This window comes from Marinactinospora rubrisoli, assembly GCF_042664915.1.
Lineage (GTDB): Bacteria > Actinomycetota > Actinomycetes > Streptosporangiales > Streptosporangiaceae > Marinitenerispora > Marinitenerispora rubrisoli.
Window position 1 is genome coordinate 886,411 of sequence record NZ_JBHTBH010000001.1, and the last position, 12,972, is coordinate 899,382.

2 protein-coding genes (1 of these 2 only partly in view) are annotated in these 12,972 nt (G+C 72.4%); both read right to left on the reverse strand.

Annotated elements, in window-relative coordinates:
• Positions 1 to 12,532, reverse strand: the beginning of a protein-coding gene (locus ACFQRF_RS03725) for an ADP-ribosyltransferase (RefSeq protein ID WP_379868782.1). It extends 54,557 nt beyond the left edge of the window; 12,532 of the gene's 67,089 nt are visible here — the first part of the coding sequence; the start codon lies at positions 12,530 to 12,532; the stop codon falls past the left edge of the window.
• Between the two features lie 11 nt (positions 12,533 to 12,543).
• Positions 12,544 to 12,924 carry a hypothetical protein gene (locus tag ACFQRF_RS03730; RefSeq protein ID WP_379868784.1) on the reverse strand — a complete coding sequence of 127 codons (381 nt, stop codon included), beginning with the start codon at positions 12,922 to 12,924 and terminating at the stop codon, positions 12,544 to 12,546.
• Positions 12,925 to 12,972 lie beyond the last annotated feature (48 nt).

Below are 12,972 nucleotides of genomic sequence, written 5' to 3' on the forward strand. Positions count from 1 at the left end.
GGGTGCTCGGCCCGGCCTCCGCCGGGTCGGTGAACACCATGTTGACCTCGGCCACCGGGTTGTTCTGCCACTCCCGCAGTGCGGCGTCCGCCCGGTCGTCGGTGGGGGTGGTCCGGGAGGGCGGCACGTCGGTGGTCGTGGACGGGCGGGTCTCGTCGGCGTCGGGAGTGACGTGCGGGGTTCCGGCCGCGATGACCGGCGGCTCGGGTGCGGGCCGGACCGGTGTGCCGTCGGGGTGGTAGGTGCCGCCGGCGTGGGTGAACCGTTCGTGCGCCTGGCCGAGGTCGGTGCGTGCGCGGTCGAGTTCGGTTCGGGCGCGGTTCAGCTCGCCGCGCGCCAGTTCGGTGCCGGTGCGGCTGCCGCGGGCGTCCTCCAGGCGTTCATGGGCGAGGTCGATCTCGGCCTCGGCGGCGGTGACCCGGCGTTCGGCGGCCTCGATGAGCCCGCCGAGGTAGTACGGATCGTCGTCGGCCAGGCCGAAGTTGCGGCGGGTGTCCTCCAGGTCGGTCTCGAACCTGACCACGTCCGCTTGCGCGCGCGCGACGCGGTCCCGCGCCGCGTCCACCGGCCGGCCGTCGGCGTCCGGAGGTGTCGCGGTGGCCGGGACCGGCTCGGTGCGCACCGTGTAGACGTTGACGTCGTCGTCGGAGTAGTCGTCGAGGTCGTCGTCGGAGTCGCGGGTGGAGCCTTCCTGGTACCCCTCGTGGATGTCGCCGTAGGGGGAGGGCCGCCAGCCGGGGCCGGGCCTCCAGCCGAGGGGGACGATCTCGGCTTCGAGGAACCACAGGGGCATGCGGTCGCCGCTTCCGGGCTGAACGGCCTCGGCCTGGTAGGCGGCGTGGAAGACGATCGTGGTGTTGCGGGGCAGCAGGATCTCGCGTTCCCCGGCGGCGGTCTCCACGAACGGCATGGTGCTGAGGCCGTTGTATCCGGCGGGCACCCGGATGGCGATGTAGACGTCGCGTTCCAGCGGGGTGGTGGCACCCAGCGAGCCCGACATGTAGCCGGGGTCGGTGTAGACCTGGCCCACCAGATTCCGCATGGCGGCGGGGCTGTCGACGTTGCCGCCGAGCATGTTGATGAAGTCGGCGTTGACACCGCGCTGCATGATGAACGACTGCGGGAACGGGCGGTGGCCGAGCGCGCCGTCCAGGTTCTGGACCATCGGCAGCAGCCGGGCGCGGTCCTCGATGGGGAGGTAGCCCTGGCCGCGCAGCGCGCTGTTGACGAAGTCGAAGTCGTCGCGGGCGTAGCTGCGGACCGTCTCGATCTCGTGCGGGGGGAGCAGGTCCTGCACGCGGCTGCCACGGTCCTGGCCTTCCAGGACGCGAATGGAGAAGTAGCCGGCCTCCTCGTCGGAGAGACGGTTGGTGCGGTGGGTCATGCCCACGCCGCCCGGTTCGCTCGCGTTGGGCGTCCATGGGCGGGGTGGGGGCAGCAGCGTGGTCCAGGAGGGGTTGGGCACGTAGACGCCACCGGACCGGTTGAGCGTGTCGAACGCCCAGAACAGGTGGCCGGAGCTCCACCACTGGCCCCACTGGTTGCGCAGTGTCTGTTCGACCGATGCGTGGGCGCTGGGGTCGCCGCCGGTGAATCTCGCGACCACGTGGGGCATCGGCACCCCGTTGACGTGGTTGTCGTAGAACGCGGTCAGGAAGGGGTACGCGTGGCCGGGGTTCAGACCGGGGGCCATGCGCTGCCCGAGCCCGGCGGCGATCTGCGCCTGGACCTGCGGATCGATGGTGCCGGGCTGCGGCGTGGTGAAGTGAGCGCCCGTGGGGATGGTGGTCGGCGGGTCGGTGAACGCCATGTTCACCTGATAGCCGGGATCGCTCCGCCACTCCTGAAGGGCGCGCTCCTCCCGTGAGCCGGGGTCGGTCCTCCGGTTCGCCGTCCCGCTCTCGGTGTTCTCGACGGTCTGCGGGTCGGGGGTGCGGTCCGGTGCGCCGCCGGTGTCCGTGGTCGTGGTCGTGGCGGAGTCGAACCGGACGGGGGTGTCGGGGGTGCCGTCGGGGCGGTAGGAGCCGCCGGCGCGGTCGAAGTTCTCGCGTGCCCGGTCGAGGTCGGTGTGGGCGCGCTGGAGTTCGTTCTGCGCGCGGTCCAGTTCGCCGCGCGCGGTCTCGGTGCCGGTGCGGCTGCCGCGGGCGTCGTCGAGGCGCGCCTGGGCGAGGTCGATCTCGGCCTCGGCGGCGGTGACCCGGCGCTGGGCGGCCTCCACGAGCCCGCCGAGGTAGGAGAGGTCGTCGTCGGCCAGGCCGAGGTCGCGGCGGGTGTCCTCCAGACCCGTTTCGAAGCGGACGACGTCGGCCTGGGCGCCGCCCACGCGGGCGCGCGCCTCGTCCACCGGCGTCGGGGGCGTCCGGCCGTCGGCCGTGGCGTCGCGCGGGGCCGGGACGCTCGGGTCGATCTCCGCCCGCATGACGGTGGGGTTGGTGCCGCCCCGGTGCGTGGAGGGGCCCGGGTCGGAGGTGGGAGCGCTGCGGCGCATGGGGGGCGCCGGGTCCGGTGCACGGAAGTAACCGCCGCCACGTCGGCTGGAACCGGGGTCGCCGGGAGGGACTTCCCGCACTGGGGTGAGGGGAGCGGAACCGTGCTCTGAACCGTGCGGCGACCGGCCCGACCTCGGGGTGCTGAACCCGGACTCCGCGGCTTCGGGGTGGCCGATCGTGGCGCGGGCGCGGTCCAGGATGTCCCGCCAGGCGGTGAACCGCTTCTCGAACTCCCGGCGCGCCTCGTCCGTGGCCTGCTCGGCGGCAGCGTAGTCGGCGCGGGCCTGCTGGTCTCCGGGGTCGGCGAGCAGCCGCCGGACCAGCGGCGGCAGCTTGGCGCGCTCCTCGTAGTAGGTCTTCTCCGCGTCGCCCAGCTTCTCCTGGGCGTCCGCCACCCGGTCCCACGGCTTCGAGGGCACGTTGTCGAGCAGGCCGAGGGCGCGGGCGTCCGCCTCGCTGACCCAGTCGGTGATGGTCGACGGGGCCTCGGCCATCCCCTGGGTGGACTGTCGGCCGATGCCGGGAATCGAACGGTGCGGGACCTCGGCCGTGACGACCCAGTCCATCGGGATGGACACCAGGTAGGAACGCTTGGACGTGGCGTCCGGGCCGGGCACCGGGCGGTCGCTGTCCGTGCGGGTGTCGGTGCGGTTGCCACCGCCATCACCGCTGGGGTTGAGGGCGGTCTGGCCGGCCACGCCCGTGCTGAGCATGCGGGCGGTGGGGTCGTCCTCCGGCGGGGCCTTCCCCGTCGTTCCCGCCTCACGGAACGGGGCGGAGCCGCCGGACGTGGCGGTCGTGCCGACCGTGGTCGAGCGGGAGGTGCCGTGCGACCGGGAGTCCCTGGTCGAGGAGTCGACGGCGACGTCGAGGACGGTGGCGCGGTCGGTGTGCAGGTTGGCCCCGAGCCGCCACTTGGTGGAGCCGATGTCGATGAGCCCGACGCCGTTGCCGCGCTTGGCGTCGTTGAGGTAGGCCTTGAGGGAGTCCTCGTTGATCGTCGCCGGGACGGGGTCGTTGTCCGGCCGGATCCCCGTCTTCTTGATGGCGTGGTCCTTGGCCCGCTGGATGTCCGCGGGGCGGAGGTCGCCGGTGTGCTGCCAGCCGTGGGCGCGGGCGATCGCGACGTAGGCGGCGTCGGTGACGTTCCTGCCGTGGTCCTGGACGGTCAGCGGCGTGAACGTCGCGTCCGGCGGCAGCGCGGCCCCGTCCGGCCGCGGCGCCCGGTTGCGCCAGTCCTGGATCGAGCCGTCCAGGTTCCCGTGCGGGTTCCGCAACCGGGGCGGGGGAGCGGGCGCGGTCGGCCGCCGGCCGGTGCTCTCGCCTTCCCCGGACGTGTTCCGCCCGCCGGGACCGACGGAGGGGCGGTCGGGCAGCACGTCGAGGTAGGCGGCCTCGAAGGACTCCTGGACGGTGGCGTGGTCGCCCTCGATCGTGTAGGAGCGGCCGTCGTAAGAGACCGTGAGCCTGATGTGCTCAGGGGTCTCGGCGATGGCGTAGGGACCGGTGAGCTCGGTGGTCCAGGTGGTGCCGTCCTTGCCCGTCGTGGTGTCCGTGCGGCTCGTCCCGGACGACGCACCGTAGGTGGGGGCGGGCGTGACGTTGATGAGCCGGTTGCGGGGCAGCCCGCTGGGCAGCTCGCCGGGCTCGTTCTGGCCGGGCAGCGGAGTCGGCACCATCGGTGACAGCTCGAACTGCGTCCCGGTGCTCCTGGACGCGGAGTCGGTGTCGCCCTGCGAGGTCGACAGGGTCGTGTCCTCGCCGAACTTGCCCTTGCCGCCGAGGTCGGTGATGACCGGCCGGCCGCGGACGGTCTCGACCTTGATCGTGCCGTGCCGGATCTGGTTGGTGGTCGGCCCGTCGACGCGGAACAGCTTGACGTCCAGGGTCTTGGGCGCGCCGCGGCCGGTGATGTGCGCGGTGATCTCGGCCAGGACCGCCTCGCGGCTCTCGCCGGTGAGCCCGTAGTTGTCCCGTCGCAGCCGCGCGTCGAGCTGCACACCCGTCGGAGTGCGGCCACCGCCGGCCCCGTGCGGCCGGGGCGTGCTGCCGAGGTGCGTGCCCTGGTCCTCGAAGCCGGGGCGGACCCGGAACCGGCTGGTGTCGAGGTGCGGATTGGGCTGCGGCTCGGCCCGGCCGGTGGTCTGCCCGTTGGCGGGCGGCACGTACCGGTCGTTGACGAGACCGGCCTGGTAGGCGGAGCGCGCCGGGACGTAACCGAACTCGGCCCGGTCGGCGGTGAACCGCTGGCCGCGGTAGTCGGCGCCGCTGGTGTGCCGCGGGATGTTGACCGCGAAGTCCCAGTCCTTGCGGACCTCCGCCGCGCCCGTGACGTTCAGGTCGGCGGTGTACGGGATGGCGCCGCCCTGCGGATCGAAGCTCCGCTTCTGAGAGTAGGTCGCCGACTCCGCGTTGCTGTGGCCGGAGGTCCACGACTTGGTGAGGGGGTTCCAGGTCGGCTGGAAGGTGGGGGCGTTCGCCTGGTCGGCGCGGAGCCGGTCCGGCCCCTGTGACGCGCGCAGGCTCTCGGCGGACGGGTTGGGGTTGCCGGCGCCGCGGACCTCGGTCTCGATGCCGCCCGTCCAGGAGGAGCCCTTGGTGCGGCCGATGTTCGTGTCGTGCTGCGAGCTGATCTTGAGGGAGGAGTTCGGCCGTGGGTCGTGGAGGGTGGCGTCGGTGCGGTCGGCGAACAGCGCGGTGGTGTGCCGGCCGCTGAAGAAGAAGTCCCGCATCCAGTTCCGCGACCGGTGACCCGGGGCCGGGGGCATCAGGTGCTCGGCGTTCGCCGCGAGCTGGTCCTCGGAGAAGTGCGTGGGCACGAAATCGTGCGAGGCCGGCCGTTCCTTGAGGTAGCGGGGCAGACCGGGGGCCTTGTTGAGCAGGCCGTAGAGCCGCTGGCGCAGGTCGACGTCCTCGACCGTGGTGCTGATCTTCTGGGTGTAGGTCGGGATCGTGTCCAGACCGGCGGCCTGGGGCGTCCGGGCCGGGGCGTCCGGCCGGCCGCCGTTGATCAGATCGCGGGCCTGGTCGCTCCGCAGCCCGGTGGTGTCGTCCTGCGCGCGAGTGTCCTGCCGGGTGGGCTCGGTCTCGCGGGCGTGCGGGTCGAGCTGGGCGGGGGTCTCCAGCTCCATGCGGGCGGTGATGCGTACCGGCTGGCCGTTGGCGTCGGTCATGAGGTCGACGCGGTGGCCGTCGTAGCGGTTGGGGCCGCGCTCGTCCTGCGGCCGGAAGGTGTCGCGGGCGGAGCCGGTGCGCACTTCGCGCTGGTCCGGGGGGAGGTCGTCGAACTTGCGGAACTTGCCCATCTCGGCGTGCAGGTCGATCCGGTACGACCAGATGTCGGTGTCGCCCTTGTCCTTGAACTGCGAGCCGAGCTTGTCGGTACCGCCGGTCTCCAGGCCACGGGTGGACTGGTGCGTGACGTGTCCCCGCACCCCGACGCCCCCCTGGGCGCCCGGCATCGCCCGGACGTCCTGGCCGGGGATGTCGCGATACACCCCCCGGACCCGGATCCCGCCCGTGTGCGACCGGCCGTGCTCCTCGTGGCGCTTGCGTCCGGAACTCCCCTCGGTCGAGACCGAGGTGTGGTTCTTGGTGACGGTGCCGCCGAACTCCCGGTCGTGCGGCGTCGCCGTCAGCCGCACCGTGATGATGTCGGGGCGGAACCAGCCCTCCTTGCCGGGGTCCCAGGGGTTGAAGTTGCTCAGGTCGGGATTGATCTGGGCGGTCTCGTAGAGGTGGACGTCGACGCCCTGGTTGAACCAGTCGTCGGCTCGGGATTGGTGGGACAGGTTCTGCTCGGAGATCGCGTCCAGCACCTTGAAGGTGTTGAGCACCGCCACGGGGTGGTTCCGCCGGAAGTGGTTCTCCCGGGAGAAGAAGGCGTCGTCGTGCTCGCCCTCCGGGCGGTGCGCGAACTCGTCCCTCGGACGCCCGAGGTCGGGGATCACGAGACCCGGGTACCTGCGGGCGATGCCGTTGAGCACCTGCTGGGCGTAGGCGTCGAACACGGTACGCGGCGAGGGGACGTCGTCGGACGCCTCGTCCCTGCTGGACGCGCCGTCGCCCTCGTCGGCCACCGGCCGGCCGGCGTACCGGTTCCCGTCCTCCCAGGTGATGCCCCGCACGGTCGTGCCGCCCAGGTGCTCGGGCTTGTCCCGGCGCAGGTGCGGGTAGACGGGGACGTGGTTGGCGCGGTCCCGGGCGTCGGCGTCGTTGCGGTGCGGGTCGGCCAGGAGCTGGGCGTCGTCGACCCCCAGCGCTTCGACCGTGGTCCCGGTGAACCGGTGCGGGCTGTCCTCCCCGTCGAACTGCAGGTAGAAGTTCCGGTTCACGTTGTACATGGCCGTGTCGCCGGTTTCGGTGGCCATGCTCGTGGTGGCGCCGGACTGCCGCGAGTCGCCCAGACCGCGCTCGCGGTCGTGCCGGTACTCGAACATCGGCAGTTCGATCCGGAACAGGTTGCCGACGGTCTGCAGCACGGCGCCGAAGCCGAGCCCGGGGCTGAAGACGTCGCCGCGCATGAACTTGCTGTCGGTCGTCTTCGCCGAGCTGGTGCCGTCCTTGAGGTCCAGCTTGGCGGGAGCGTCCGGAATCCGGGTCAGGTCGGTGGGGACCGACCACATCTTGGCGATGCGGGACCGCCCGCGGTTGTCCACGAGTTCCAGGTAGACGGGACCGTGTGTGGAGTCCCGCACCAGGTCGCGCACCGCGTCGTCGGAGAGCTGCTCACGCACCCGGTCGGCGCGGCCCGGATCGTTGGCGTGGCTGCGCACGAAGTCCGGCAGGAACGTGTCCTTGACCCACTGCCACGGGGTCCGGCTCTCCTGGTTGATGTGGTCGGCCACCCAGTCGGCCATGGTCGTGCGCGGGCCGCCCGCGCCTTCCTGCGCACCGTCCTGGGCGGGGGCGTGGTAGACCCCGTTCACCTTCCCGGTGTGGCCGGCCGGCGCGCGTGCGCCGATGTCCTGGGTGCCGTCCGGCCGCTCGCCCGAGGCGAACGGGTCGTGCAGTCTGATGCGGTCCGGCGCCTCGGACGTGCGGTCGCCGAGTTCCACGGTCATGTTCAGACCGTTGGGGACGTTGACCCGGTTGATGTCCTGCAGGGGCGCACCCTGCTGCCCGTCGCCGTCGCCGGGCGCCGGGTTGCGGGTCAACTCGGCGACCAGGTCGGCCGTGTAGTCGTTCCGCGCGCCCCCGACCGTCGCCTCGGTCTTGGTCGAGGTGTCCTGCCCGACCGTCTCGCTCGCCGACGGCTGGTTGAACGCGAACGCGAGCGAGGGGTTGACGGCCGGCCCCACCGTCACGCCCGTGGCGGGCTGCATGGGGTTGATGTAGACGCCGCCGCCCACGGTGCGGCGGCTGCCCGCGGTCCGGCTGTCGGTGTGGCCGATCTCCCGGCCGGCGGAGTCGGCGTTGCCGAGGTCCGGCACCGAGTCGTCCCGCCGGGTACGCACGTCGTCGGACCGGCGCCAGTCGTTGTTCGCCGAGCGCAGTTTCAGGGTGGCGGAGTCGTTCCCGCTCCGCACGGTGTGGCCGCGGTCGCTGAAGAACGGGTACGGGTTCGACGCGAAGTCCGACGCCAGGCGGGCGCGGAGGTCATCGGTCAGGTTCCCGTCGAACCGCTGCAGGAGGGCGTCGATCCCGGTGCGCCCCGCGGGGTCCGGCACGTCCAGCCGGACCCGGTCGCGCTCCAGCAACTCGTTGCCGAGCAGGTGGTCGAGCCGCCGGTTGTAGGTGCCGAGGTCCTCCTGGCGGGTCTTCCCGGAGTCCCGCTCCGCGTCCGCCACCTGCTGCTGGAGGTCCCGGATGTTCTGGGCGGACTCGGGCGACCGCAGGTCGTCGGCCCGCGACGCGCGCTCGTCCAGCGCGTCGCGCTCCTGGAGGGCCTGTTCCCGGGCCTCCTGGGTCTCATGCCGGACCCGCTCGGCGTCCTCCTGGGCCTGCTGGAACTCTCTTCTGCGCTGCCGCCACTCGGTCGTGGCGTCGTCGAACCGCTCCTGCGTCTCCCGGATCTGTTCGCGCAGGTCACGAGCGCGCTCGTTGGCCCGGGGGCGCTCGGCCTCGAACCGCTCGGGATCGGTGTCGCGCAGCCGCTCCATGTACGCCTGGAGCCGCCGGCCCTGCTCGTTGAGGCGGGTCAGGTCGTCCCTGGCCGCGCGCCGCTCCTCGGCCGCCTCGTCGAGCGCGTCCCGCGCGTTTTCGGCGGCCTCCGCGAAGTGCGTCATCCGCGCCCGGTGGTACTCCCGGTACGCGTCGAGCCACCGGCGGCCGGCGCCTGCGGCGTCCCGGAGCGCGGTTCCGAGGTCCTGCTCCGCGCGGGCGAGATCGAGCTGGTCGCGCCACATGTTGCGCTGGTCGCGCTCCATGGCCTCGCGCGCGTCTCGGACCGACTCGTCGGCCGCGGCGACGGCACGGTCCTGGCGGGAGACCGTCTCCCGCCGGACGTTCTCGTCGCGCTGCCGGATGCGCGCGTCCTGTTCGGCGGTCCGGGCGGCCTCTCGCGCCGCATCGCGGGCCTGCTGGGCGGCCTCCTCGGCCCGGGTGCGGGCGTTGTTCGCCTCCGTCTCGACCTGGGTGGCCCTGCGTTCCATCTCCGTCGCGTCCGCGCGGAGATCGTTCGCCGCGTCGCGCGCACTGGCCTGGCGGGCCGGCGAGCCGCCGCGAGCGTCCCGCAGGATCCGCGCGGCCTCCTGCCGGGCGTCCGCGGCGTCCGTGCGCAGGCCGGTGGCCTGCCTGCGCGCCTCCCGCTGCTCGTCCCGGGCGTCGTGGACGGCCTCCTCGGCCCGCTCCGTCTGCTCCCGGGCCTCCCGGGCGGCCTGCTCGGACTGCTCGGCCTGCTCCCTTGCGGCGTCCGCCCGGTCGGTGGCCGCGTCCACCTGGCGCTGCTGCTCCGCCCAGGTGTCCTCCGCGGCGGTCTGGGCGTCGTCGTACTTCTTCCTCGACGCGTTGTAGGCGTCGGTGGAGTCCTTCGCCCAGCCCTCCAGCTGCCGGACGCGCTGCTCGGCGTCCTCGACCTGCCGGCGTGCGGTGTCGAGTTCGGTGGCGCGCAGGTCGGCGTCCGCCCTGAGGTGCTGGATGTTCTCCGGCAGCTGAGGCAGCGGGCGCGGTGCCGCCTGCCCGTCGCCCTCGTCCTCGGAGCCGGACTCGGACTCGGAGTCCGAGACGTCGTCACCGTCGGCGTCGGACGCCGCCTCGTCGTCGCTGCCGGACTCCTGGTCGTCGCCGGGTCGGCGCACGGGGCCGCCATCGGCACCCTGGCCGTCCTCTGCGGGCGACCGGGTGGTCTCGTCCTGCCGGACGGGGCCCGATTCCAGGGCGGGGCCGGGCAGGTGCTGGTCGGTCGCCGTGCGGGTACGCGAGGAGCCGGGGTCGCCGTACAGGTCGTCGCCGTCGGACTCCGCGTCGCTCTCCGGCCCGGTGTGCGGCCGCCCGGTCGTCTCGGTGGGCGGTGCCGTCGTGCGCGAGGAGCCGGGGGCCTCCTCGCCGGACGCCGTGCGGAGCCCCTGCCGCGAGGTGTCGGAGCCACCGCCCTCGGTGGAGCGGTTCGGCGGGGCGGCGCCGCTCTGCTGGCCGGTTCCGCCGGTCCCGGAAGTGTTCCCTTGCGGCGCCGGCTGCCCGGCGGCCGGTGGCGGAGCGGTGCTGTTCTGTCCGTTGCCGTTCGCGCCGTTGGTCTGGATCTCGGGCACCGCGTAGACCTGGACGACGTTCTGGCCGCCCTGCCCCAGGCCGGGCAGGAAGTCCGGACCGGTGGTCTGCTGCCCCGGGTTGAGGATCTGGTTGATCAGCGACATGACGTCCGAGCCGTCACCCGGGGAGGTGCGGTTCTGGCCGGACGGCTGCTGGCCCTGCGCGTTCTGCGGTGCGGGGGACTGCTCCGGAGCCGGGGTGCGCCGCTCCTCCGGTGTGGGGTCGTCGCGCTGCTCGGGGGCGGGGACGTCGCGCTGGTCGCTGTCCGGCACGGGGGACTGCTCCGGAGCCGGGGTGCGCCGCTCCTCCGGAGCCGGGTTGCCGCGCTGTTCCGGCGCGGGGACGTCGCGCTGATCGTTCGTCCGGTCGCGGTCGGGCGGCGCCGGGGTCTCGGTGGAGACCGTGGCCGGGGGGCCGTTCGTGCCACGGTCGCTCCGGGGGACCGGGATCTCGATCTCGTCCTGGTCTCGCGCGCCGTCGCTGCCCCCGCGGCTGGAGGTGCCGCCGCTGGAGTCGTTGCCAGAGTCGTTGCCGCCGGAGTCCTGGCCGTCGCCGCTGCCGTTCGGCGCGGGCGCGCCCGACGGGGCGGGCGAGTTGTTCGGGCCGCCGGAGGCGGTGGAGTCGTTCTCCAGGGTCGGCGGGGGCGGGAGATCGATGGGCCCCATGTTCTTCAGGGCGTTGATGGCGGCGACGCCGCCCATGGTGGCCAGGACCTGCAGGCCGCCGCTGGCGGCGCCGGCCACCGCGGACATGCCGTTCGCCTTCCACTCCTGCTCCGGGGAGAACAGCAGGTTGGTGAGACCCTCGCCGACGTAGCCCTCGATGGCGCCGGAGCCCATGGCGAAACCGAGTTGCTGGAACCGGTCGGACCACCGGCTGCCGAACTCGTTGAGCGTCTTGGTGAGGGTGTCGTTGACACCGTTGGACAGGAAGTCCCGGGTGCTCTGCGGCAGCGGGGTGGGCTGGTTGGCGAGCACGTCGTCGAGGCTGCTGCGGAGTTCGGGCTTCCCCCAGTTCTTGGCGAAGGTGTCGGCGTAGTCGCTGCCGAGCTGGCGGGCGGCGTCGCGGCCGATGGTGTTGCCGAACTGGCGCTCGAACAGGTTCGCCATGTCGTCGCGGAACTGCCGGGCGGTCTTCGGGTCCAGCCAGCCGACGTCGTTGCGCCACGGGGCCAGGATCTGGTCCCCGTTCTTGCCGAAGATCGTGGACAGGTCCCGGTTGAAGTCGGGGGTGATCGCGCCGTCGGGGTTGTCGATGGGGGTCTCGCGCTCGCGCACGCCGAGCAGCGGGATGTCGTCCCCGGTGTCGTCGGCCACGCTGGACGGGATGTCGTCGGAGGCGTTGTCCGGGGTGGTGCGCGTGGCGTCGTCGGGCGCGTGGTTCCCGGTCGGGGTGGGTGTCGGGGTGTCGTCCGGCGCCTGTTCGGGGGTGTCGCGGGTGGGCGGGGTCTCGGTGACGTCGTCGGAGTCGTTACGCCCGGAGGAGGGAACGTTCGGGCCGTCCCCGAAGGCGTCCGGGCCCGTGACGTCGTCGGGGTCGGGCCGCGGCTCCGGCACCGTTTCGGGGGTGTCCCGGGGCGGGGGCGGCGTGTCGATGTCGAGGTCGCGGACCGGCGGGGGCGGGTCGATGTCGGCGAGGTCGTCGAGGTTCTTGCCGAGGATGTTGGACAGCTCTTTGCTGATGATGACGTCGAAGCCCGTGGAGAGCCCGGCGCTCAGCAGTCCCTCGACGACCCCGCCCAGGAGGGCCATCCGGGTGAGTTCGTCGTCGTTCTCCTCGCGGTTGCCCTGCGCGATCTGGATGCGCTGGATGATCGCGTCCATCGCGTAGGCGAACAGCACGGCGATGGCGATGTTGCCGAGGAGGGTCCACACCAGCCAGTTGAGGATGCGGCGGATCATCATGTTCCGGATGAACCGGAACATGGGGATCCAGGCCAGTGAACTGCCGCCCGTCCAGAAGGACATGGAGATGGCCCAGGCGATCTCCAGCGCCAACTGGATGAGCTGCGCGATCACCATCCATTTCGCGTACTCGACCTGGTTGGCCGCCTCTTTGGCGTACTTCTCGATCTCGGCGGCGAGTTCGGCGGCCTTCCCGACGTAGTCGTTCTTGCCGGCCGTGAACTGGTCCAGCGACTCCTGGAAGTACTCGTTGGAATGGCCGTCGAAGGTCACCTCGACCTTGCGGCGGAGAATGACGACGAGTTCGGGAAGGTCGGTTTCGAGGATGTATTTGGTGGTGCCGTAGACATCACCGAGCTGCCGCAACCGTGTCTCGTCCACCTTTGGCCACTTCGTGCCGGTGAGACCGTAGAACAGGTCGGCGAGTTCGTTGGGCAGCTCCATCCCCATGGCGGGCTAGTTCACCCTCTCCGCGGCCCGCCACCGCCACCGGGCGTGCCGCCGGGGTCGGTGTCGAAGTTGTTGTTCAGGCCCTCGGTGATGTCCAGGTTGGCGTCCTCGGAGTTCAGGAACGTCCGCCGGGTCTTCAGCGTCTCGTCGGCGGTGTCGTTGAACGCGGTGACCAGCGACCCGAGCAGTTCGTCCAGGTTGTCCAGCATCGGGGTGAGGTTCTTCTCCAGCTGGTCCCCGATCTCTTCGCCGCCCTCGTAAATGACCCCGAGGTTGGCGCGCTGCGCCCTCAGGTCCGTCCGGACCTTGTGCACGAGATTGCCGGCGTCGTAGATCTCATTACCGGCCCGGCCGAGTTCGTCGGGGTTGGCGCCGAAGTGGTGCTCCGCCATCGTCTGCTCCTTTCTGTTCCGTCCGGCGCTGCGTTCCGTGGCCCCGGC